The organism is Streptomyces sp. NPDC034099 (assembly GCF_055575415.1).
In genome coordinates this window covers 469,957-491,151 of sequence record NZ_JBVISR010000003.1, presented here as the reverse complement: position 1 = coordinate 491,151, position 21,195 = coordinate 469,957, and the positions used below count along the sequence as shown (strand labels likewise).

Annotated in this window: 20 protein-coding genes and 3 pseudogenes; 8 read left to right on the top strand and 15 right to left on the bottom strand. The window is 69.0% G+C overall.

Annotation, left to right across the window (positions count from 1 at the left end):
• Positions 1–2: 2 nt before the first annotated feature.
• The 6 genes and pseudogenes from ACZ56V_RS11230 to ACZ56V_RS11205 form a co-directional block, all read right to left on the bottom strand.
• Positions 3–521 carry a mycothiol transferase gene (locus tag ACZ56V_RS11230; protein WP_468941204.1) on the bottom strand — a complete coding sequence of 173 codons (519 nt, stop codon included), beginning with the start codon at positions 519–521 and terminating at the stop codon, positions 3–5.
• Positions 518–919, bottom strand: coding sequence for a VOC family protein (locus ACZ56V_RS11225; protein ID WP_467379320.1), 402 nt, complete (start codon positions 917–919; stop codon positions 518–520). The genes ACZ56V_RS11230 and ACZ56V_RS11225 overlap by 4 nt, the downstream gene beginning before the upstream one ends.
• 119 nt (positions 920–1,038) lie before the next feature.
• Positions 1,039–1,388, bottom strand: a pseudogene (locus tag ACZ56V_RS11220) (IS5/IS1182 family transposase); the annotation flags it as partial.
• A pseudogene (locus tag ACZ56V_RS11215) lies at positions 1,385–2,159 on the bottom strand (aldo/keto reductase). The pseudogenes ACZ56V_RS11215 and ACZ56V_RS11220, both read right to left, overlap by 4 nt.
• A 441-nt stretch (positions 2,160–2,600) precedes the next feature.
• Positions 2,601–3,674 carry a PP2C family protein-serine/threonine phosphatase gene (locus ACZ56V_RS11210; protein WP_398910328.1) on the bottom strand — a complete coding sequence of 358 codons (1,074 nt, stop codon included), beginning with the start codon at positions 3,672–3,674 and terminating at the stop codon, positions 2,601–2,603.
• A 798-nt stretch (positions 3,675–4,472) separates the two neighbouring features.
• The gene (locus ACZ56V_RS11205; RefSeq protein ID WP_468941201.1) at positions 4,473–5,633 is read right to left on the bottom strand and encodes an MFS transporter; all 1,161 of its coding nucleotides are present in this window, start codon (positions 5,631–5,633) and stop codon (positions 4,473–4,475) included.
• An 80-nt stretch (positions 5,634–5,713) separates the two neighbouring features.
• Between ACZ56V_RS11205 and ACZ56V_RS11200 the strand changes: the two genes are divergently transcribed.
• Entirely contained in the window at positions 5,714–6,289 is a 576-nt protein-coding gene (locus tag ACZ56V_RS11200) for a CGNR zinc finger domain-containing protein (protein ID WP_467379318.1), read from the top strand.
• 298 nt (positions 6,290–6,587) lie between these two features.
• Here the strand turns inward: ACZ56V_RS11200 and ACZ56V_RS11195 are convergent, their stop codons facing one another.
• Positions 6,588–6,812 carry a hypothetical protein gene (locus ACZ56V_RS11195; protein ID WP_356366222.1) on the bottom strand — a complete coding sequence of 75 codons (225 nt, stop codon included), beginning with the start codon at positions 6,810–6,812 and terminating at the stop codon, positions 6,588–6,590.
• Between the two features lie 176 nt (positions 6,813–6,988).
• On the bottom strand, positions 6,989–7,564 hold the full coding sequence (locus ACZ56V_RS11190; RefSeq protein WP_398909508.1) for a TetR/AcrR family transcriptional regulator: 576 nt from the start codon (positions 7,562–7,564) through the stop codon (positions 6,989–6,991).
• Positions 7,565–7,580: 16 nt separating this feature from the next.
• Between ACZ56V_RS11190 and ACZ56V_RS11185 the strand changes: the two genes are divergently transcribed.
• The gene (locus ACZ56V_RS11185) at positions 7,581–8,585 is read left to right on the top strand and encodes an oxidoreductase (RefSeq protein WP_468941196.1); all 1,005 of its coding nucleotides are present in this window, start codon (positions 7,581–7,583) and stop codon (positions 8,583–8,585) included.
• Positions 8,586–8,831: 246 nt separating this feature from the next.
• Here the strand turns inward: ACZ56V_RS11185 and ACZ56V_RS11180 are convergent, their stop codons facing one another.
• The 4 genes from ACZ56V_RS11180 to ACZ56V_RS11165 all read right to left on the bottom strand — a co-directional run bounded on the left by ACZ56V_RS11180 (position 8,832) and on the right by ACZ56V_RS11165 (position 12,968).
• Positions 8,832–9,692: a DUF3592 domain-containing protein gene (locus ACZ56V_RS11180; RefSeq protein WP_468941193.1), complete on the bottom strand. Its 861-nt coding sequence runs from the start codon at positions 9,690–9,692 to the stop codon at positions 8,832–8,834.
• A 45-nt stretch (positions 9,693–9,737) separates the two neighbouring features.
• On the bottom strand, positions 9,738–10,841 hold the full coding sequence (locus ACZ56V_RS11175; RefSeq protein WP_468941191.1) for a hypothetical protein: 1,104 nt from the start codon (positions 10,839–10,841) through the stop codon (positions 9,738–9,740).
• A gap of 246 nt (positions 10,842–11,087) precedes the next feature.
• Positions 11,088–11,948, bottom strand: coding sequence for an alpha/beta fold hydrolase (locus tag ACZ56V_RS11170; RefSeq protein WP_468941188.1), 861 nt, complete (start codon positions 11,946–11,948; stop codon positions 11,088–11,090).
• A gap of 75 nt (positions 11,949–12,023) precedes the next feature.
• Positions 12,024–12,968: a serine hydrolase domain-containing protein gene (locus ACZ56V_RS11165; RefSeq protein ID WP_468941185.1), complete on the bottom strand. Its 945-nt coding sequence runs from the start codon at positions 12,966–12,968 to the stop codon at positions 12,024–12,026.
• 1,268 nt (positions 12,969–14,236) lie between these two features.
• Between ACZ56V_RS11165 and ACZ56V_RS11160 the strand changes: the two genes are divergently transcribed.
• Positions 14,237–14,806, top strand: coding sequence for a hypothetical protein (locus ACZ56V_RS11160; protein ID WP_398909514.1), 570 nt, complete (start codon positions 14,237–14,239; stop codon positions 14,804–14,806).
• Between the two features lie 30 nt (positions 14,807–14,836).
• A pseudogene (locus ACZ56V_RS11155) lies at positions 14,837–15,286 on the top strand (GNAT family N-acetyltransferase); the annotation flags it as partial.
• A gap of 2 nt (positions 15,287–15,288) precedes the next feature.
• On the opposite strand, the gene ACZ56V_RS11150 reads toward ACZ56V_RS11155, so the two are convergent.
• The gene (locus ACZ56V_RS11150; RefSeq protein ID WP_468941181.1) at positions 15,289–16,218 is read right to left on the bottom strand and encodes a helix-turn-helix transcriptional regulator; all 930 of its coding nucleotides are present in this window, start codon (positions 16,216–16,218) and stop codon (positions 15,289–15,291) included.
• 176 nt (positions 16,219–16,394) lie between these two features.
• On the opposite strand from ACZ56V_RS11150, the gene ACZ56V_RS11145 reads away from it, so the two are divergent.
• Positions 16,395–17,093 (top strand): SDR family oxidoreductase, encoded by a 699-nt coding sequence (locus ACZ56V_RS11145; RefSeq protein ID WP_468941178.1) that lies wholly within the window; start codon positions 16,395–16,397, stop codon positions 17,091–17,093.
• A 35-nt stretch (positions 17,094–17,128) separates the two neighbouring features.
• Here the strand turns inward: ACZ56V_RS11145 and ACZ56V_RS11140 are convergent, their stop codons facing one another.
• A complete protein-coding gene (locus ACZ56V_RS11140) occupies positions 17,129–17,269 on the bottom strand; it encodes a hypothetical protein (protein ID WP_467379312.1) in 141 nt (46 codons plus the stop codon).
• A gap of 242 nt (positions 17,270–17,511) precedes the next feature.
• Between ACZ56V_RS11140 and ACZ56V_RS11135 the strand changes: the two genes are divergently transcribed.
• Positions 17,512–17,802, top strand: coding sequence for a YrhK family protein (locus tag ACZ56V_RS11135; RefSeq protein WP_467379311.1), 291 nt, complete (start codon positions 17,512–17,514; stop codon positions 17,800–17,802).
• 392 nt (positions 17,803–18,194) lie between these two features.
• Positions 18,195–19,415 (top strand): metallophosphoesterase, encoded by a 1,221-nt coding sequence (locus tag ACZ56V_RS11130; RefSeq protein ID WP_468941173.1) that lies wholly within the window; start codon positions 18,195–18,197, stop codon positions 19,413–19,415.
• A gap of 172 nt (positions 19,416–19,587) precedes the next feature.
• Here ACZ56V_RS11130 and ACZ56V_RS11125 read toward each other — a convergent pair whose 3' ends face one another.
• Positions 19,588–20,181: a TetR family transcriptional regulator gene (locus tag ACZ56V_RS11125; protein ID WP_468941170.1), complete on the bottom strand. Its 594-nt coding sequence runs from the start codon at positions 20,179–20,181 to the stop codon at positions 19,588–19,590.
• A 74-nt stretch (positions 20,182–20,255) separates the two neighbouring features.
• Here ACZ56V_RS11125 and ACZ56V_RS11120 point away from each other — a divergent pair, with 74 nt between their 5' ends.
• Positions 20,256–21,137, top strand: a complete 882-nt coding sequence (locus ACZ56V_RS11120; protein ID WP_468941167.1) for an SDR family NAD(P)-dependent oxidoreductase — start codon at positions 20,256–20,258, stop codon at positions 21,135–21,137.
• Positions 21,138–21,195: the final 58 nt, after the last annotated feature.

Here is a 21,195-nt window from a genome sequence, read left to right as displayed (position 1 = left end):
ATTCAGGTCAGAACCATCCATCGTCGGCCGTCGATGAGTTCCCGTGCGGCGTCGAGATGTCCGGCGTGGCATGCGGTTTCGGTGATGACGTGCAGCAGGACGTCCCGAACGGTGTGCAAGTGCGGTTCTCCGAAGAGGTGGTGGGGCCACCAGGCCAGAGGAGCGTCCGCGTCCGCAGCGGCGACAGCGGTGTTTGCGAGGTCCGCCTCCGTGCGGTATCGGTCGAGCACCTCGGTGTGCGGTACGTCGGGGGCAACCTGCCAGGCGTCGTCGATGTCATCGAGGGCTTCGATGACGGCGGGATCACCGGTGATGACGGCACGGAACCAGAACCGCTCGACGTCGAGCGCGAGGTGCTGGACGAGCCCCAGGCAGTTCCATCGGGACGGCAGCACGGGCCGTCGCAGTGTCTCCGGGTCCAGCCCTTCGAGTATGCCGAGGACATGGCGGCGCTGTGCCTCCAGAACGGACAGGAGGGCCTGGACCTCACTGTTCGCTGTCGGGAACACGTTTGCGGTCACTGTGCGATCTCCCAGATGTGGCCGCCCGGATCCTTGAAGCTGGCCGTTCGTATGCCCCAGGGCCTGTCCATCGGACCGTTCAGGAGTGTCACGCCGCGGCTGGTCAGCTCCTTGCACATCGCGTCCACGTCGTCCACGGGGAGGGTGAGCTGAACGCGGGAGCCGGCGTCGGGGGCGGCGACGGGCACGGGGTCGATCAGTTGGTGGGCCGCGGTGGATCGCAACAGGTTGATGATGGTGTTGGCGAAGCTGAACACCGCCGAGTTGTCGTTCTCGTAGGTCACCGGCAGGCGGAACACGTCACGGTAGAACCGCTTCGTGGCCTCCAGGTCCTCTACGAACAGGGTGATGGCACTGATCTTTCCGGGCCACGCGGTTTCGCTTGTCGTGTGGGTCACGGCTACAAAGGATCTACTAGTGGCTGCCCCCTGCATAGGTGGCAGCGGGTATCTCCTCAGAGCAGACCCAGGTCATCAAACGGGGAAGACGTGCTCGACGCGGGTGTGGACCTGAAGCACCGGTAGGCCTTCGACTGCTCGCCCACCTTGTGGTCACGGGTGCGGAGCAGGGTGCCGTCCATGATCAGCACGGTGCCGCTCCGGAACCTTTGGCGTTGCCGGTGCGCGAGCGCCGGGCCGGGGTGGGCGATGATGCGTTGGGACCGACTTCGACCCGCCAAGCCATGCAGCGGAGCCACCTGGCGCAGGACGAGACCGGTGGCCAGTAGGCGTTGACCAGCAGGGGACGGTCCCCCAGCGGCAGGCTCCAGGGCCGACCCCTGCGGACCGGGTCCGCTCCTGTACGCCGCAGGACGGTGACCGGTTTGCCGAACTGACGCGAACTCGGCAGAGAAAGGCGGAGCGCTATACCACTTCGGTCAGACGGTCGAGGCGATCGCGATGCACGGGGGTCACTTCGAGGCACTCCGCGACGAGGTCCTCCTCCAGGTGATCGATCCGGGCGGTGCCAGGGATCGGGAGGATGACGGGTGAGTGGCCGAGGAGCCAGGCGAACGCTACCTGCGTGGGGGTGGCGTCGAGCTCGGTCGCCACGGACGCGACCTCGGCCTTCGCCCCCGACTTGCCCGAGGCGACGGGTCGCCACGGCAGAAACGCGATCCCTGCCGCTTCGCAGGCCGCGAGCACAGGCTCGTGCTCGCGGTCGAGCAGGCTGTATCGGTTCTGCACGCTCGCAATCTCGACGATTTCCCGCGCCTGGTTGAGTTCGCCGACGGTGACCTCGGACAGCCCGATCCGGCCGATCTTGCCCTCGGCCCGCAGGTCCCGCAGTGTGCCGACCTGGTCGGCGAGCGGCGTCTCGGGGTCGATGCGGAGCAGCTGAAGAAGCTCGATCCGCTCGACCCCCAGTCGGCGAAGTGCCTGCTCGACCTGCTCCCGCAGCACGGCAGGCCGCCCGTCGAGCCTCCACTCGCCTGAGGAGTCCGACCGAGCAACACCGACCTTGGTAGTGATCAGCTCCTTCCGGACAAGGGTGCAGGGCCTCGGTCAAGAGTTCCTCATTGGCTCCCCCGCCATACAGGTACGCGGTGTCGATCAGCGTGACACCCAGCTCGACTGCCCGCCGGGCAACCGCGAGAGAGGCGTCGCGGGCCGGGCCCGGTTCCGTCGGCAAATGCATAGCCCCGAACCCCAGCCGCCGTACCTCCAGATCCCCGCCGACACAAAACACAGTCGATGTCACGTGCTGTCTACTCCCCCTCGCTCAAGCAACAACGCCAACAGCGCAGTTGGCCATGACAAGCGCCCACCAGCAAGGAGCAGCCACCGATCAGGACAACAGCTGCCTGATCGACGACGCACTCGGTGAGCAGCACGCACTGAGGCTGAGATTCAACCCGTGGGAACCTGGGGGCGTGACTCGCATACTGGTCCCATGAGTTCGACCTTCACGCACCACCGAGTTCAGGGACCCGCGGTGCACGGAGTACGACTTCCTCACGTCGATTCTGGTGCGCTGTCCCGGCTGCGGAAAGTCGCACACGTCGGTACGGCACCAGACCCGTGTGGGGTCGCGCGGGGACGGCTTGGCACAAGTACCAGCCGCTGTTGTCAGCGTGGATCACTCGTCGCCTGACGGTGCGGGCTGGAAGGCGATGGCGACGAGGTCGTCGCCCAGAGTGGGCGCCCACCGGGCGACGTCCTCCTCGATGAAGGTGACAAGACGGCTGGGGGAAACCGGCCCCGCACTGCTCGAACAGTGGTCCTGGAGGCGTTCGCGCAGCGGGTAGAACGTGCCGGCCCTGTCACGCGCCTCGGTGACCCCGTCAGAGTAGGCGATCAGGATGTCACCGGGGTCCAGAGTCTGCGTCACGGTGCGCGGAGGCGCGGTCAGCAGGTCGCTCATGCCCAGCGGCAGGCTGTGGTCGCTCTCCACGACGGACGCCGTGCCGTGCCGGACCGTGAGCAGAGGCTGATGCCCCCGGTCCAGGACCCGTACGGCACGCGCGTCGGCGGAGAACTCGAGCAGGACGGCCGTGACGAAGACCTCGTCCGCCGGCCCCGCGGCCTCCCCGGGTGTGTATGCCGGCCGGCCGTCCCCCATCGGCTCCGACGGAGGGCTGTCGCGGTCCAGCTGCAGGGCCACGTCGATCCGCTCGGCCACCTGGCTCAGCGACGGATGGAGCAACGCCGCTTCCTGGAACGAGGAGATCACCGTGGCCACCGTCTGCGTCGCGCTGACGCCCTTGCCCTTGACGTCCCCGACGATCACCCGGATGCCGAACGGCGTCGGGCGGACACTGTAGAGGTCCCCGCCGATGAGTGCCTCGTCGTCCGCCGCACGGTAGAAGCCGGCCAGGCGCAACGGGCCGATCCGGGCGGGCAGCGGACGCAGCAGGGCCAGTTGCACGGCCTCGGCGACCGCCTGGACGCGGCGGAAACGGCTCTCGGCCCGTCGGCGCACCACGCACAGCGCAGCGGACAGCACCGTGACGGTGGCCAGAACGGTCAGGGCCACGATGGTCATCGGACCGATGTAGTCCTCGAGCGACTGGGTGACCGCCAGCAGCGCACATCCTGCGGCGCCGACGGCGAGGACACCCAACGGCGGGTACGTGAAGAGGGCCAGCACCACCGAGGCCGACAGCAGCGAGCCGAAGAAGTAGCGCGGCGGTGTCACCTGGTCGAGCACCATGGTCACCACGACGAGTGCGGGCGGGACACAGCGGAGCCACCGGGGCGGCCAGGGATGCTGCTCGTCCCACTGTCTGTGCTCCGCGGCAGCCCGCCCCGCACCCACACTGTCACCCCGCTTCTCACGAGTTCCCGGTCCAAGGCCTCGGTGAGCATCATGCACGAGTGAGCACGTTCCGGACGGCACCAACCCACCGCGCGACGACACTGCCCGGAGCACGGGACGCCGCGGCCCCGGGGGCCAGGGAGGCTCAGATCCAGCTCTAAAGCGGAAAGGTCGGCGAGGACGAGGCGGAGCCCGTTCATATCGCTCACGTCCGAACGCCACCAGGCCCGCCGTGAAGCCGCTGAAACCGGTCATCCGGGCAGCCTCCACCGATGAGAGGGGCGGCCGCGCATACGTCCGTGGGCATCACGTCAGCCTGCCTGCACGGTCGACGCTGCACCTCACGCCGACCACCCCGGTGACCCGCTGCGAGGGCGCAAGACCCCGTCCTCTTCCGCGGGTTCGACCAGGTACTGGCCCAGCCGTTCCGCAGGTCTCCCATATTCCGGACTTCCTCGTACTCGCGGCGGGAAGCTCGTGGCCGGCGGACGCGCGCCCAGGGGCCTGATCCGGGAGGGGGAAGTGCGGTTCGCTGGGCCCGCGACCGCATGGCTCACCCTGTGCATCGTCTCCCGGTCCAAGGGGTCGAGGGCCTCGTCGTCCTGCCCCGCCGCTGGAAAATCGAGCGCACGATCGGCTGGTGCATCAACGCCCGCCGCAACGCAGGCGACTACCACCGCCTCCCGCTCCTGATCAATCCGAGATCGCACGGTCCTCGGGCGGATTGCCGAATGCCGACGGGACGGCGAAGAAGCCCAGTGCGGCGAGAACCGCCACGCTCGCTGCGAGAGCCAAGGCGACTGGTAGGGACCGACTCGCGACAGGGCCGGCAACCGCCGCTCCCACGGCGAATCCGGTGATCTTCAAACTCGCGCCGGTGGTGAAGATCTGGCCGCGCAAGTCTCCCGGGGCCTCCCGGTGACGGATGGCGAACACAGCGGCCAGTTGGGGACCTTCACCGACGCCCGCTACGAGGGCAGCCACGACAAGCATCACGGGAGAGCCCGCGGTGGCCAGGGCCATTGCGACGGCCTGGACCAGAGCGCTGGTCCAGATGATCTTCTCAGGGGCAACGGAACGCGCGAACCGGGCGTGTACGGCGTTGGCCGCCAGCGCGGAGACCGCCGCGCAGGAGAGCAGCAGCGCGCCACGGCCGACTCCGCCCAGGACGCGCTCGCCCAGGAGCGGGATGCACGCCGTCAGCATGCCCTGGGCGACGCAGGAGACGACGGAGGTCAGGGTCGCGGGGGCCAGTGACGGACTTCCGATGATGATCCGTATCCCGGCGGCGAGGTCCCTGATCACCGGGGCCGTCCGAGCACCCCGCGCCCGAGCTGGACGGACGGGCAACGTCCAGGCCGCGGGCAGTGCCAAGGTGATGAGCACAACGGAGACCACCACTGCCGACGCGGCTCCCAGCGCCTCCGCCACGACGCCTGCGAGAGCCGGGCCGGCCAGACTCGCCGCGCTGAACGTCATGGCATCGAGCGCGTTGGCCCGGGACAGGTGGCCACCGGGCACGACACCGGGCAGCTGGGCCGTCCACCCGCCCGACAGGGCCGGCCCCAGCAGCCCTGTCACCACGGCGATCACGATCGTGACAGCGAACGGCCACCGGCCGAGTCCCGCGAGCATCACCACCAGCCCCGTCGCATACATGACGAGAGCCCCGGCCAGCAGGCGTCCGGGCCTCACTGCCCTGTCGAGGAGCGCCCCGAGCACCGGCCCGCCTACTGCGGCAGAGATCGTGATACCCGCAAGCAGCGACGACGCTTCGACCGTCGATCCGGCCACGGCAAATCCTGCCAGCATCAGCGCCGGTCCCGACATCTCGTCCCCGGCACGAGCTGCCACTGCTCCAGCGAGATACCAGCGGAGTGAGTAACGCCCTCTCATCGTCGGAACGTTACGGAGGTAACTCAAAACTCAGCAAGATGCGTTACATTCCACAGGTGCTCTCCCACAGCGACGCCTGGTCCACCCGGCACTCCGTGCTGACCACGGCTCGTCGGACCGCCGCCCTGATCAACGCCCTCGCCGCCGACCACCCCGACCCGGACGGAGTCGCCGACGTCCTCCGCGCATACGGCGAGACCGATCCCATCGACCTGACCACCCAAGACGTTGCCGAGATGCGCGCAGCCGCTGCCCTACTGCGGCAAGTCTTCGCCGCTGAGCACACCGACGACGCCGCAGCCACCCTCAACCGCCTCCTGCAGGACCACACCGGACCACTCCGCCTGACCTCACACGGCAGCAGCACCCCCTGGCACCCCCACCTCGACCCCGACGACAACGCCCCCTGGCACGAATGGTTCCTCGCCTCCTCCTGCATGGCCCTGACTGTCCTTGTCTGGGACCGCCAACGCCCGCCCGGCAGAGTCTGCGCCTCGTCCAGCTGTCACAACGTCTTCATCACCCAGGGCAGCGGTCCCGAACGCCGCTACTGCTCCCGCCGATGCGCGACCCGCGAACGAGTCGCAGCCCACCGACGCTCCCACACGACCTAACAACCGAACAGACCCATGTAGAACGCTCAACTTCACGCAATACCACTCCCCGAACCGCTCCCGACTCGGATCAGGCTGAAGGACGACACCTGCTGAAGTGGCGGCCAAGCACCGTCGACGCCGCGCGCGCACCGCCCGCCGGCTCCCAAACAGCACCCAAACACACGGACCGACCTCAGCCGCGGAGGCGCCTGCTGTTCGACGTGGTGGCCGGGCCCGGTGCCCTGTGGTCCGTGACCAAGTTGCCCGTCGTTCCTCTTCGCGGACGAGGCCACGCGACCGCAAAGAGGCGGCTGGGTCAGGCGGCGCGGAAATCATGAGCCGGGCTGCCGCGCCATTCCACCCACCGCCGGTCGTCCAGAACGGCTTCCGCGTCGTCAATGCCGGCGCCTTCGAGGAACACCGCCAGGTCGTGATCGCTGTAGGCGGTGCCGAGTATTTCGTCCCGGCCGTGACGGTGCACGGTGACCCGTCGGCCCCCGGAGATCGAGGGCCGGTGCACGACGATGGGTGCGCGACTCACGTCTCCAGGGTGCTCCTGTCAGCCCGGAAGCGCGAGCAGCGCGTGAGGGGGCGGTCAGCGACCGGCGTCGTTGATGGTCAGCGCGCACCACCCTTGGCCTCGCAGTACTCGCAGTACGCACACGGCAGGGCGCGGCCTGGAGCCCGTGAAGACGTCGAGGGCTTGCGGTGACGCCATCAGCGATCAGCGGGCCAGTCCGGGGAGACGAGGCGGCGTACGGCATCTGTGACTGTTGCGCGCTGATGTGCGGGCGGGACCAGGGTGTTGACGTCCTCCGTGTGGTGCTGCCACATGTTCGCGAGCGCCAGAACGAGCGCCAGGATCTCCGCGGCCGACTTGTCCCGCCGGACGCTGCCGCGTTGCTGGGCGGCCTCGACGGAGGCGATCTTGTCTTGCATCGAGCGGGCCACGACGTCGGACGTCGGCCGTTCAGTGCTTTCCAGCGCGTACCAGGTGAGGAAACGCATGACCTGGGGGTGCTGCTGTCCGGCGTCGTGCAGGCGGCCGGCGTATTCGGCCAGGTCGTCGGCGTCGATGGGGACGGCGTTGACGGTCTGCTCGGCGATCGCTTCGTAGACGGCCTCGAACAGGCCCTCCTTGCCTGCGGCGAAGGAGTACACCAGGCCAGGGCTGATGCCGGCTCGTTTTGCGAGCCGGTCCACGCGGGCTCCGGCCAGACCGAACTCGGCGAACTCGGCGAGAGCCGCTTCCATCAGCTGCCGGCGCTTGCGGTCGGGGTCACGTGTTGCCATGCGCTCAGCCTTTCCAATGAACGTTCATTTGACAACTCGGATCGCCGTCTGCATGCTGAGCGAAGTAAATGAACATTCATTTAGGAAGGTGCTCATGACCGACTCGCACTGGACACCGGCCGACATCCCGGATCTCAAGGGCCGGACGGCACTGATCACCGGCGCCAACAGCGGCATCGGCTACCGCACCGCCCAGGTTCTGGCGGAGCACGGTGCCCGCATCCTGCTGGCGGGTCGGCGCCCTGGCTCCCTGGCCGATGCCGCCCGCCGCCTGGGCAGCGACGTGCCCGGTGCCAGTCTGAAGACACTGGAACTCGACCTCGGCGACCTTGCCGCGATCCGTGAGGCGGCAGCCCCGCTCGCCGCGGGCGAGACGATCGACATCCTCATCAACAACGCCGGTGTGATGGATGTCCCGGAACGTCGGCTCACCCCCGACGGGCTGGAACTCACGGTGGGCACCAACCACCTCGGTCACTTCGCGCTGACAGCGCACCTGATGCCGGCCCTGCAGCGCTCTTCAGCTGCCCGCGTCGTCACGGTCAGCGCCGTCGCCGCCGCCTGGCGCTCCGGTGATCTCGCAGATCTGATGAGCGAGCGCGGCTACCGCCCGATGAGTGCGTACGCGAAGTCCAAGCGCGCCAACGTCGTCTTCACGAAGGAACTCGCCCGCCGCCTTGCCGGCAGTGCGCATCGTGCAGTGGCTGTCCATCCGGGCTCGGCCGTCACCAACCTCCAGCGCCACACCTCCGCCAGCCGGACGGGGCGCCTGTTCGTGGCCCTCGCCTCCCGCACACTGATGGGCTCCCCCGACGGCGCGGCCTGGCCGTCATTGTTCGCCGCGACCCACCCCGAAGTCACCAATGGGGCCTACCTCGGCCCGGCCGGACGCGACCAGACCTCCGGCACGCCCAAGCCGGCCCGACTGCCCGCCGGAGCAGACAGACCCGACCTGGGGGCCTGGCTGTGGCATGAGAGCGAACGGCTGACCGGCGTCACCTTTCCCATCCTTCAGACGTGACCTCCACCCACCGCCCACCACACGGCACCGGAAAGCCGTCTCCCGGCCCACAGGCGGCGGAGGTGCCAACCCGGCCTTCTGCCGCTCGGCGACTGCCCTGATCGCTGGATCGACGGTGAAGGAGGGGCCGACACGGCTCGTGGCATTCTTACACCCCCGTACCACGCGCACATGCAGGTCCTCATAGTCGAACGTGAGTGGTTCCATGCGAGGTAGTTACCTCCGTGCGACAGCGTTCGTCGGGCGTCACAGAAGCACCGCTCCGGCGACGACCGCCGCCACGCCGAGGAGCAACGCCACGACGCCGAAGGCAGTGTCGAGTGAGCGGGATCGGTGTTCTGCCGCGAGGTCGGTGGTGAACACAGCGGGGTCGTCGGGCGTGTAGTGGACGGTGACGTTGCGGCCGTAGGAGTTCGCGGGTTCAGGCAGCCCGCCGGTGCAATAGGCGGTGACGGTGGCGCCGTCGTGGGTGGTGAAGGTAATGACCGGCGTGTGGCTGGTACTGGTGTGGCCGTCCTCGTCGGTGCTGGTGTCCGTGAGCACGGCTGTGACCCGGCCTTGAACAGGGGGCCGGGAGGTCAGTCCATCCATACGGCGGCTCACCGCGCGTTCGCTCTGCGGCAGGTACCAGACGCCGGACATGGTCCACGGCACACCGAAGCCGATCAAGGCCCACGGCCAGGCCCAGTCGACGGCGGCGTAGACGACCAGCCCGACGTAGATCAGGAAGAGCGCGACGTTCGGCCACCCGAGCCCTCGTCGGCCCGCCCACAGGTCGCCGATGAAATGGTAGGCATGCGGTCTCCCGCGCGGATAGCGGACACCGATCTCCCGTCCCGTCCAGGCCGCCGAGATCCTTTCCCCGTGGTCACCGTCGTTCGTCACGGTGAACGCCTCCCCGGTGGACGGGTCCTGGAAGGAGATGACCACGGGTATCCCGTCGTGCTGCGAGCTTCCGTGCCTGGGCTCGCGCACCCGCTCGATCCGCCCCACCACCCTCACCGCCCGCTGCGCCCGTGTCACCCCGGCGAGCGACCGGGCATAACCGACCAGCGCGAAGGTGCCGAACGCCCCGCACCACAGCGCCAGATATCCCTGCAGGCCCACGTGCCTTCCCTCTTCTTCCGTGTCGATGCGGCGACGCGGCACCCGTCAGTGCGCCGGAGTGCGCCGCACCACCTTGCCCTGCGCGTCCGCCTCCAGCGAGGCACCTCCTTCGGTCCCCGTCACACCGACCCTGACGGTGAGAGAGCCGGTGAGGCGCTCGACGGTGATCTGCCAGGTCTGCGAGGATCCGGCCCCCAGGCTGCTCCTCGCCTCCTTGACCAGCGCAGGGAAACGGTCGTAGGGCAGGGAATCCGGGTCGAACGTCGAAGCCCGGGCGCCGGTGGGCGCGTACACGATCGACAGCAGGCGTTCCTGCACGACGACGGTGAGCGCCGCACGCGTGTCCGTGCCCAGGGCGAGCGAGCCGACCGCCCGGCGCAGTTCACCCTCGTCGAGGAACGACTGGTTCGGGCCGAGGGTGACCGTGCCGGACGCCGACGACACCACCGTGGTCGACGACGAGGAAGTGGAGGAGGAGACCGATGGTCCGGCGGCAGAGGGCGGGTGCGCGGAGGCGTTCTGGTCGAACAGGTCGGCGCGGAACAGCAGGACCACGCCGCCCGCTGCCAGCAACAGGGCAAGCAGCCCGACAAAGCCGACGGCACAGCCCTCGGGGCTCTCGCTCACCATGGCGGGTCCTGGCGCGGAGTCGATGCGGGCCCCGGCCGCCCGCTCCTCCCACTCCGGGGTCGGCCGCTTCACGATCCTCACCCGCCACGGCCGGTCCGGCGGGTACTGGACCACCACGACGCCACCCGGCCGGTAGTCGGCCAGGTCGACGACGTTGACGGTCTGCGTGAACGCGACGCGATACGCTCGTACATCGTCCGGCGCGACCGTCAGATCGAAACGCACCATCACGTCGCTCGTCGCCTCACCCCCGACCGCCTCCAGGCTCTCGACCATCGCGAGCGCGGTGCGGGGCGCGACCGCCGCCTCCCGGGCCCGACGCGGTGCACCGGCGAGGAAGAAGAGCAGACCGTAGACCACGGGCAGCACCAGTCCCGTGACGAAGAGCAGCGCGTCCTCGATGATGCCGCCGACAACTAGAGCGGCCAGCGACGCCCCGATCACACCGCTCGTGAGGAACCCCGAGGCGACAGCAGCGGGAGTGCTGCGCGCGGGCGGCGCGCCCGTGGTGATCGTCATACGGGTGATTGTGCCGGGCTCGGGTGACGGCCGGTACCTCTTCGACCACCCCCGGCTCGGATCCGTGACGCCGCCCGGCCAGCCCGGCCGGAGCGCGAAGGCGACGGCGCGGGCACCTCGTGACCGAGAAGGTTGTCGATGCCGGTGCTGTGGGCGTCGTCGTGAAGGGCTCGACGGGCAGGCCGACCAGCAGACGAGCGATGCGTGGGCCGTCCGTCGTCCCCGGAGTGCAGCACGACATGGAGGTCAGTCGGTGAAGAAGTCACCCAAGGCGGCGGAGAGCGGGCCAGGAGCCTGCTCGGCCACATGGTGTCCGGCGTCGATGCCGTGGCCCCGGACGTCGTCGGCCCAGTCGCGCCAGATGGTGCGCGGGTCGCCGTACAGGTCCTCCAGATCGTCCTGTAGTGACCACAGGACCAGGACGGGACAGTCGATCCGTGCGCCCCGGGCGCGGTCCGCCTCCTCGTGTTGGCGGTCCACGGTGAGCCCGGCGCGGTAGTCCTCCAGCATGGCGCGGACGACGTCCGGATTTCTGGTGGCGGCCCGCCACTCGTCGTAATTCTCCTGCCCCATGGTCTCTGGGTCGCCGCGGTACCAGGAGTCGGCATCGGCGTTGATGACGCGTTCGGGGATCTCCGGCTGGGCGAAGAAGAACCAGTGCCACCACGCGGTGGCGAACCGGGCATCCGCACGGATCAGGTGCTCGCTCAGAGGCAGGCCGTCCACGAACGCCGCCCGGGTCACCGCGGAAGGGTGGTCCAGCACCAGCCGGAGCGCCACAGCGGCCCCACGGTCGTGCCCGACGAGCCCGAAGTGATGGTGTCCGAGCGCCTGCATGACCTCGACCATGTCCTCGGCCACGGCACGCTTGGAGTGCGGGGCATGATCCGCAGCGGGCGCCGGGCCGCGGGAGCGTCCGTAACCGCGCAGGTCGGGGCAGACGACGGTGAAGCCGCGCCGCATCAGAACGGGCGCGACCCGGTGCCAGGTCGCCGACGTCCGCGGGTGGCCGTGCAACAACAGGAGAGGCGGGCCGTCGCCCCCGTACCGAACGAAGACCGACGCCTCACCGGTGCGCACCGTCTTGGTGGCGAACTCCTCGAACATGGAATGCCCTTCTCGCTCCGAGGCCCGGTCCGCGTTGCCCCCGCCGCCTCACCTGCCCCTGATGAGGCCCGGCACTCATCTGGACGGCCGAGAATCCGTCCGGTCGCCGGCGAACACTTCCTGGACGAGTGCCTGGGTCGCCTGTTGGAAGGCCTGAGCCGTGGACAGTGCCGCATCGTCCACATAGTTGAGCGCTGCGGTCAGGGTCTTGGTGCCGTCGGGGGTGCTGTACATCAGCGCCGCGTGGCCCGCCATGCCACCGTTGTGGGTGACCTTGCCACCGTCGTCGCCGATGTCCTGGACGAAGACGCCGAGGCCGTAACCGGCCTTGGGATGCGGTTTGCGCATCTCGGCCAGCAGCGGGGCGGGGAGGAGCTTGCCGCCCGTCAGTGCGGAGATGAAGGTGTGGAGGTCCCGGGTGGTCGAGATCATGTCACCCCCGGTGGAGATCCAGGAGGGGTTCTGCCGGGTGACGTCGACGGTCTTCTGCAGGCCGGCCTCGTCCTCGTAGCGGTAGTAGGCGTGCGCGTGCGGCTCCTCGATGTCGACAGCGGTGTCCGGCAGCGAGGTGCGCGTCAGCCCGAGTGGCGCAAGGACCAGCCGCTCCGTCTCCTCGGCGAGCGAGTTGCCGGTGACCTGCTCGACCAGAAGCCTGAGCAGTACGTAGTTGGTGTTGGAGTAGCTCCAGTCCGTGCCCGGCTCGAACCGTGCCGGTTTGGGCAACGCCAACTGTGCGAGGTCTTCCGGCCGGTAGGTGCGGAAGCGGTTGTCCACCCATTCCCGGCCTGCGGTCGTAGCCGGGATTCCTGGCGCGAACGTTCCGTCCTCGTAGTACTCGCCGGTGAAGTTGAAGACTCCGCTCGTGTGCTGCGGCAGCATGCGGACGGTGATCCTCCGGTCCAGGCCGAGAGCGGGGAGGAAGGCGGCGGCGGGGGTGTCCAGTCCGAGCCCCGTGCGCTCGTCGGGTACGGACTGTCGATCCCCGACCCGGGCGGGGGCGTTCCAGCGGGTGCGCCGCATCGGCTGTTCCCTGCTCCGTGGTGTCCTTCGCGTGCCGGCAGAAAGCGGCGGTCAGGACGACGCCGGGCCCCAGTAATCGGTGGCCGGAGCCCCGCAGCCGGCCCACGACGTCCCCCGTGTGCCAGTTACACGTTGGCCTTCGCCGGCGACAGCAACCTCGCTACGAACTGCCTGATGCCGAGTAGGCTTTCGTGGAGCCACTGCCGTCGTCCGGGCGGGGCCACAGGCGGCTGGACGACCGGACGGTCCAGAACGGGTTCGTGGGGCCGCTCGGTGCGCGACAGCCTCCGTGGAAGGCACCACACACGAAGCCGGACGAGCGGCACTGCGGTGTCCTGCTCGGCCCAGAAGCCCGTCAATTACTCGGCTGGTTACTCAAGTTCATCCAGTTCCGCGCGACGCGCGGTGATGCCAGCAGTTCGGGTTCCAGCATGCGTCGGATCGTAGAAGGCCGCCCGGCCGCCACAGGAAGGAAGGAACCAGCAAACCGACCGAGACCGCTACTCGCGCTCACCACGTCCACGACCAGCGTGGTCACCTCGCGAACCGGTCGCACCAGCCTGACGACCTGCTGGTTCTAGTTGGCGGAGGCTCACGGGAAGCGGCGTCTACCGGGCGGTGGCCCGGGCGACGCGGATGGCCTCGGCTTGGCCTCCGCCGAGGCCGTCGGCTGCATACCAGCCGCCGCCGGGGCAAGTCGTGAATGCCACACTGACGCGAATCACCGGTGCCGCGACCGAGCTGGTGGAGGGCGGCATGACGGGCTTCCTGCTCTGCACCGACGAAGAGGAGTCGGCAGAGGCCGTCGCCACCCGGCCACTCCATCGGCGAGGCCATGGGCATCCACATGAGCGGCCGCCGCCTCACCGGGGAGCGGCTCCCCCAGCTCATGGGCAGAACCGGGGGGAGCCTGAGCCAGGCCGGCCACCCCAGGGGACACACTGCCGGTCCAGCCTGCGCACCGGGTCTCCCGTCCTGCGCCGCTCACACACCCCGGCCCCCTCGTGACCAGCGTCCGGGCGAGAGGCGATCCGTCACGCCGAGGAGAGAACGGAAACTGGGACGCGCAACGGCGGCGGTGACCACCCGGTTGGGGGACGACCACAGGCCGACCGAAGCCTGAATGACCGGCCCCAGGCAACCGGACAGAAGCTGACGGGGCAGCCGTCTGGGTCAGCCGTGGTGGCGGCGCAGGCAAGGCCCGGCGAGGGTGGAGTAACGCCCGACACTCGTCGGCCCTCGCCACCACTCCTGCAAGGAGCACGCCCATGTCCGGACGCAATACCGTCATCCGTAGCCTGCACGACGTGGGTCTGGCCGCCTGGTTCGGCGGCTCTCTGATGGGCGCGGTCGGTCTCAATGGGGCGGCCGAGCACGAGGGCTCGACGGTCGCCGCCCGGGCTCGGATCGCCTCGGTCGGCTGGACGAAGTGGGTACCGGTCAATGCCGCCGCCATCGGCGCGCACCTGTTCGGCGGTGGCGGCCTGCTCGCCGTCAACGCCCACCGCGTCAGGACCCAGCACGGCGTGGGCGCCTCCACCACCGCCAAGACCGTCGTCACGGCAGCCGCCCTGGCCGCCACCGCCTACGCCCGCGTCCTGGGCAAGAAGGTCGAGTGGGCCTCCTCCGCCAACCCCGACGACGCGGAGAAGGGGGCCCGGCACCCCGTCGACGTCGGAAAGGCCCGGCGCCAGCTCGCCTGCGTGCAGTGGACGGTGCCCGCCCTCACCGGATGCCTCGTCGTGCTGAACGCGCTCCACGGCGAACAGCAGCGCCCCCTCGAACAGCTCCACGGCATGTGGGCACACGCCCGCTCCATGACGCCGCTCGTCCCATGAGCTGACCCGCCGGACGCCTGCCCCGATAGCGAGGTCAACCGGTTCGTCGGCGGCTGCACCCAGGAGCAGGCCGCAGCACGCCTGCACGACATCCAGCAGCAATGGCCTGAGCGCGGTCATGGACTGTCTGCCGTCGAACTGCGAAGCACCGGCGAGACGGTCGGACGCTGCGGCCTCAACTGGCGGGAGCAGTTCGGCGAGACCGAGATCGGCTGGACCTTCGCCCGCGCGCACTGGGGTCGCGGCTACGCCACGGAAGCGGCCCAAGCCGTTCTCAGGTGGGGCTTCGGCACCCTGGGACTCAAGCAGATCACCGCCATGATCCATCACGGCAATACTGCCTTGTCCGCTGTCGCCCAGCGCCTCGGGTTCACGCCCCTGCGCGAGGACACGGTCCTTGGCCGCATCTGCACCGTTTACGCTCTGGCTCGGGACGACTTCCGGTCAGCGCCCCTGGACCGCTGTCTTACGAGGGCGTGAGGTCAGCGGGGCGGGTGGGCCGGATCCGTGGGTGAGGTCTGCGGTGCCGTCCAACTGGCGAGGAGTTTGAGGCGGTCCTCCGAGGGGGTGCCGGGCTCGGCCGTGTAGACGATCAGGTCGTGGACGGCCCGTTGGGGCAGGGGCAGGTCCAGGGAACGGAAGGTCATCTCCAGAAGGCCGACTTCGGGATGGTCCAGCCGCTTGACGCCCTCGTGACGGATTCGGACGTCGTGACTGGCCCACATGGTGCGGAAGTCGGGGCTGAGCGTGGACAGTTCGCCGACGAGCTCGCGCAGGTTCCGGTCGTCAGGTTCACGTCCGGCTTCGGCACGGAGTACTGCGACCGTGGCCCTCGCGCCTTCCTCCCAGTCGACGAAGAAGTCGTGGGAGCCGGGGTCGAGGAAGAAGTAACGGGGGAAATTGGTGCAGCCGCGCTCACCAGTGGTGTCGCTGTCGAACATCGGTGAATACAAGGCCCTGCACAGCGCGTTGCTCTTGACGATGTCCAGACGGCCGGTCCGTACGAAGGCGGGAGCCATCGTCATGGAGTCCACCATCCACTGGACGGAGGACGGGATCTTGACGTCCTTGCGGCGGTTCGAGCTGCGGCGGGCGGGGCGAGCCGCTCTGGCCAGCTCGAGCAGGTAGGTGCGCTCGTCCTCATTCAGCAGCAACGCCTGCGCGACCGCTTCCAGCACGCTCTCGGAGACACCGCCGATGTGGCCCTTCTCCAGCCGCGTGTACCACTCGGTACTCACGCCGGCGAGGGCCGCGACCTCCTCGCGCCGTAGTCCCGGGACCCGGCGCCGTCGACTGGTGGGCAGTCCGACCCGTTCCGGGGCCAGCTTGGCGCGTCGGCTGGTGAGGAAGGCACGGATCTCCGAGCGGTTGTCGGTGGGATCACCGGTCTGGTTTTCGGACGGAGGTTCCATTCGTCCACAGTACCCAGGGTTCGAGCGACGGGGAGGTTGCGTTTATACCCCCCATAAACCCGACCTTGCCCGCCTCTGACGGCGCCGGTTTCCTGAAGTCGGCGGACTTGAGCGGCACTCCTCTTCATAGCGCGCCGCCGTCCGCTGCCCCCCTTCCACACCTCAGGAGCATGACCATGACCGTGGCCAGCAAGACCGTATTGATCACCGGCGCGACCAGCGGTATCGGCGCCCATACCGCGCGGTTGCTCCTCGACCGCGGCCACCGTGTGGTGGTCACCGGCCGCAACGAGAGCAAACTGAAGACCTTCCTCGACCAGGCCGGCCACTCCGACCGGCTGCTGGGCCTGGTGGCGGACGCGGCGGACTGGCAGGCCACCGAGTCGGTCGTGACCCGCACCGTGGAGCACTTCGGTGCCCTTGACGCGGCGGTGGCCAACGCCGGATTCATGTCCGGCGACTCCATCGGGGACGGCGACCCGGCGCTGTGGTCGCCCATGGTCCTCACCAACGTCCTCGGCCCCGCTCTGCTGGCCCATGCCACCCTGCCCCACCTGGAGGCCACCGGCGGACGGCTGGTGCTCATCGGCAGCGTCGCCGGGCTGAAGAACTCTCCCGCCAACCTCTACTCGGCCACCAAGTGGGCTACCACCGGACTCGCCGAGAACCTGCGCCTGCACGCCACGCCGCGCGGCATCGGTGTCACTCTCGTCAACCCCGGAATGATCGACACGCCCTTCTGGCAAGGCGCCGGCGTTCCCCCCTTCGCCCTGTCCCCCCAGCCCATCGCCGAGGCCATCTGCTTCGCCCTCGACCAACCGGCAGGCGTCGACCTCAACACCCTCACCATCCGGCCCATCGGCCAGCCCGCCTGAAAGGGGCAGGGCTGGGGCAGAGACCGGCCGATGAGTCAGTCGGGCAGCGCCTTCGCGGGCGGGCGTGCTCCTGTGGTGGAGGGTGAGTGGTACAGCCTGTCGCGGTGGGTGCGCAGGCGCTGTGCCATGTCGACGGAGTCCGGGACCAGGGCCCACTGGATCTGGTGTCCGTCCATGACGGCGAGGATCTCCTGGGCCGTCGCCGCACAGTCGGTGTCCTGGCCCAGCTCACCCGTGCCGACCGCGGCCTGGAGGGTGTCGGCATGTCATGTACGTCCCTACAGTCACCTGCACCGGGCGGTCCGGCCTATGGCCGAGAGCGCAGACATCCTGCACACCTGCCCCACCGTTTCGATCTCGCTTCCACCGGTACTCAGCCCTCTGGGTCCCGGGAGGCCGGGCATGGAGAGGAGGCGGCTTGAAAGCCCGTCTTGAACGGTATCTGTTGCAGGACTTCCCGTTCATTCACCTGATCATCGGCGGCTTCGGCAACACGACGTTCCTGGTCGGCAGCGTGTGCTTCCTGTTTCCCAGCCTGGAAAAGATCGCCCTGTGGCTGTTCGTGGTGGGCTCACTCGGCATGCTGGTGGGCACCGTCGGTGAGGCGTTCGTCCGGCACGAGCGCAAGTCGCGACAGCGGAACACCACTTCACAACCACCGCCGATGCACGAGGGCGGGGACAGTGGCACGAACGGGCATGGTCGTTAGCAGCCCTGCGGCAGGCGTCCGTCGGGTCAGCTCGTGCGACGAGCGGAGTCGTGGAGCGGGCGTAGGCGGTGGCGGCCAGGGCGGCTGCCGTGACGACGGTCTTGGCGGTGGTGGAGGCGCTCACGCCGTGCCGGGTCCTGACGCGGTGGGCGTTCACGACGAGCAGGCCGCCATCGCCGAACAGGTGCGTGCCGATGGCGGCGGCGTTGACGGACCGGTACTCACTTCGTCCAGCCGACCGAGGCGATCCGGGACCCGGCTGCGATCGTGGAGCCGAGCTGCGGGAGATTGAGATCAAGCTGGTCCAGTCGCTTGCGGGCCCGCGACTTCAGCCGGGCCGAGGGCGACCGGATACAGTGCGCGGGTCTGCAGTGTGGTGAGGGAGGGGAAGCATGACCGACACCAGCAGCGCCCGGCCTGCCGAGGGTGGGGCGCGAGCGCCGCGGCAGAGCCGACTGCACAGCCTGATGCGCTACCTTCCCCTGATCGCCCCCCTCCTGCTGTGGGCCGTGCCCTGCTGGGTGCTCCTGCACGCGGGCCAGCACTGGCCGCTGCCCGTCACGCTGGCCGGCACCGCCCTGTTCGCCCTCGGCCTCGCCGGTATGCCGCTCGCGATGGTGCGCGGTCACGGCCGACGCCAGCAGGACCGGGCGGCGATCGCCGGTGACACGCTGCTGGGCACCAGCTGGGTCCTTTTCACCTGGTCCGTTCTGCTCGGCGTCTTCTTGCGTCTGGCCCTGACCGTGGCCGGCGTCGGCGAGGGCCAGGACAGGGCTCGCATCGTCACGTGGGCCGTGCTCGGCGTGACCGCCGTACTGCTGACCTGGGGGTACGCCGAGGCTCGGCGTGTGCCGCGCGTGCGCCGACTCGATGTGCAACTGCCCCGCTTGGGTGCCGGGTTGGACGGCCTCCGGGTCGCCCTCATCACGGACACCCACTACGGCCCGCTCGACCGCGCCCGCTGGTCGGCACGGGTGTGCGAAGCGGTGAACGCCCTCGAAGCCGACGTGGTCTGCCACACCGGCGACATCGCGGACGGCACAGCCGAACGCCGCCGCGCCCAAGCCGTCCCGCTGGGTACCGTCCGGGCCACCCATGCCCGTGTCTACGTCACCGGCAACCACGAGTACTACAGCGAGGCCCAGGGTTGGGTCGACCTGATGGACGAGCTGGGCTGGGAGCCGCTGCGCAATCGCCACCTGCTGCTCGAACGGGGAGGCGACACCCTCGTGGTCGCCGGCGTGGACGACGTCACCGCCGAATCGTCAGGCCTGGCAGGCCACCGCGCCCACCTTGCCGGAGCCCTGAACGGCGCCGATCCCGATCTCCCCGTCCTGCTCCTCGCACACCAGCCCAAGTTCGTCGACCGGGCCGCAGCAGCCGGCATCGACCTCCAGCTCTCCGGCCACACCCACGGCGGCCAGATCTGGCCCTTCCACCACCTGGTCCGCCTCGACCAGCCCGCCCTCGCCGGTCTCAGCCACCACGGCACCCGCACCTTCCTCTACACCAGCCGCGGCACCGGCTTCTGGGGCCCGCCGTTCCGTGTCTTCGCCCCCAGTGAGATCACCCTGCTCGTCCTCCGCAGCCCGCAGACGACCACGTCGCCGTAGCCCAGGGCGGATCGGCACCGCGCCTGGCCTACGACGAGATCCGACCCACGCCCGAGGCCTGGCTCCGCTGCCGAGCCGACATGGCCACTTGCCAAGCCGGTCAGCGAGGGCTGCGCTGACGCCCGGTTTCGCGGCCGCATGCGTCGTGCCCGTACCTGTCAGGCGGCATACGTCACACCTGTCGCAGGTTGAGTCTCACGTGGACCTGGGTGAATCCCTGCTCCAGCAGAGCTGAGCGGTTCGCATGCCCGTTTGATCGCACCCACTGGCTGGACACCGCGTCGAGTACCGCGGTGGCGGCGTTGGTGAGCAGGTCCGCGGTGAAGGCGTCGATGCCGGCCCCGGGCCGGCTCCGCAGCGCCTCGCTGACTCGCCGACGCCATTCGGCTCTCCGCTGGTGGAGGCGTCCCACCAGCGCGGGTGTGGCCTCGATGAGGCGCAGGGTCGCGAGTACCTGCTCGCTGGCATGGATCTCCTCCTGCCAGGCCCGTAGGACGTGATGCAGAGAGTCCCAAGGGTCTTCCTCGGCAGGGCGTGCCGCGATGTCGCCAACCACCTTCTCGCCGGTGAGGTCGACGCCGTCGAAGACGACGTCTTCCTTGGTGGGGAAATACCGGAAGAAGCTGCGTTTGGTCATGCCGGCTGCTCGAGCGATGTCCTCGACGGTCGTGTCGTCGAAGCCCTGGCGGACGAACAGACCGATGGCCACCTCGGCGAGTTCTGCCCGCACTGCCCTGCGGGTGCGTTCACGCAGTCCTTCTTCCATGCACCAAGTCTACTTTGCATCACTCGATGACTGTATTGTCACCTAGTGACAGACGATGGAATGGAGTGGTGACCATGAAAGGCAAGACCGTGCTGATCACTGGCAGCACCGGAGGCATCGGCAAGGAGACGGCACGCCAACTGGCGGCACTCGGCGCCGACGTCATCCTCGTCGGCCGTAACAAGAACCGCGCCGACACGGCCGTGGCGGACCTCCGCCGCTCCAGCGGAAACGAGGGCGTCGCAGCGATCACAGCCGACGTGTCTCGCTTACGCGACGTCCGTCGACTCGCCCGGGAGGTCAGCACCCGGACCCGTGGCGTGGACGTGCTGATCAACAACGCCGGGGCGACGCGATCCCACCGCGAACTGACCGAGGACGGCATCGAGACCGCGTTCGCGGTCAACGTGGTCGCGCCGTTCTGCCTCACTCACTGGCTGATGCCGGCCCTGACGGCCTCGGGACCGGCCCGGGTCATCAACATCACCGGCGGCATCCCACGGGGACGGATCGACCTGGAGAACCTGCAGGGCGAGAAGTCCTATGTCGGGCTGTCGTTCTACAACCAGACCAAGTTGGCGCAGATGGCCATGAGCCACCGCTTCGCCCAGCAGCTCGAGGCGACGCCGGTGACGCTGAACGTCGCCTACCCCGGGCACGCCTACACCTCGATGAACAAGAACCTCTCCACCAGCACCTACCCGCCCCTGGCACGCCCGATCGTGCCGCTGCTGCGGCTCGCGATGCCCCTCGTGTACGGGCACCGGGCGCTGCTCAAAGCCACACGCTCCAGCGTGTACCTCGCTTCCAGTCCCGAGGTGCAGGAAATCCACGGCACCTACTTCAACAGCAAGGCCCTCCCCACCTCGTGGCCCGACGCAGCCCTGGACGAAACCACTCGCAACACCATCTGGGAACTGTGCGAGACATACCGCGATCGTCTGACCACGACCTGACACACACCACCGACGAGAACGGGGACGCGTGGTTATGCCGACGCGGGCACTCGGGGCG

Coding starts and splice junctions, on each gene's coding strand:
- ACZ56V_RS11165 (WP_468941185.1), bottom strand. CDS start 12,968: ATGCGGCGCACCCGCTGGAACGCCCCCGCCCGGGTCGGGGATCGACAG.
- ACZ56V_RS11150 (WP_468941181.1), bottom strand. CDS start 16,218: ATGGAACCTCCGTCCGAAAACCAGACCGGTGATCCCACCGACAACCGC.
- ACZ56V_RS11190 (WP_398909508.1), bottom strand. CDS start 7,564: ATGGCAACACGTGACCCCGACCGCAAGCGCCGGCAGCTGATGGAAGCG.
- ACZ56V_RS11200 (WP_467379318.1), top strand. CDS start 5,714: ATGCGTTACATTCCACAGGTGCTCTCCCACAGCGACGCCTGGTCCACC.
- ACZ56V_RS11210 (WP_398910328.1), bottom strand. CDS start 3,674: ATGGTGCTCGACCAGGTGACACCGCCGCGCTACTTCTTCGGCTCGCTG.
- ACZ56V_RS11170 (WP_468941188.1), bottom strand. CDS start 11,948: ATGTTCGAGGAGTTCGCCACCAAGACGGTGCGCACCGGTGAGGCGTCG.
- ACZ56V_RS11125 (WP_468941170.1), bottom strand. CDS start 20,181: ATGGAAGAAGGACTGCGTGAACGCACCCGCAGGGCAGTGCGGGCAGAA.
- ACZ56V_RS11160 (WP_398909514.1), top strand. CDS start 14,237: ATGTCCGGACGCAATACCGTCATCCGTAGCCTGCACGACGTGGGTCTG.
- ACZ56V_RS11130 (WP_468941173.1), top strand. CDS start 18,195: ATGACCGACACCAGCAGCGCCCGGCCTGCCGAGGGTGGGGCGCGAGCG.
- ACZ56V_RS11145 (WP_468941178.1), top strand. CDS start 16,395: ATGACCGTGGCCAGCAAGACCGTATTGATCACCGGCGCGACCAGCGGT.
- ACZ56V_RS11140 (WP_467379312.1), bottom strand. CDS start 17,269: ATGGACGGACACCAGATCCAGTGGGCCCTGGTCCCGGACTCCGTCGAC.
- ACZ56V_RS11175 (WP_468941191.1), bottom strand. CDS start 10,841: ATGACGATCACCACGGGCGCGCCGCCCGCGCGCAGCACTCCCGCTGCT.
- ACZ56V_RS11185 (WP_468941196.1), top strand. CDS start 7,581: ATGAACGTTCATTTGACAACTCGGATCGCCGTCTGCATGCTGAGCGAA.
- ACZ56V_RS11120 (WP_468941167.1), top strand. CDS start 20,256: ATGAAAGGCAAGACCGTGCTGATCACTGGCAGCACCGGAGGCATCGGC.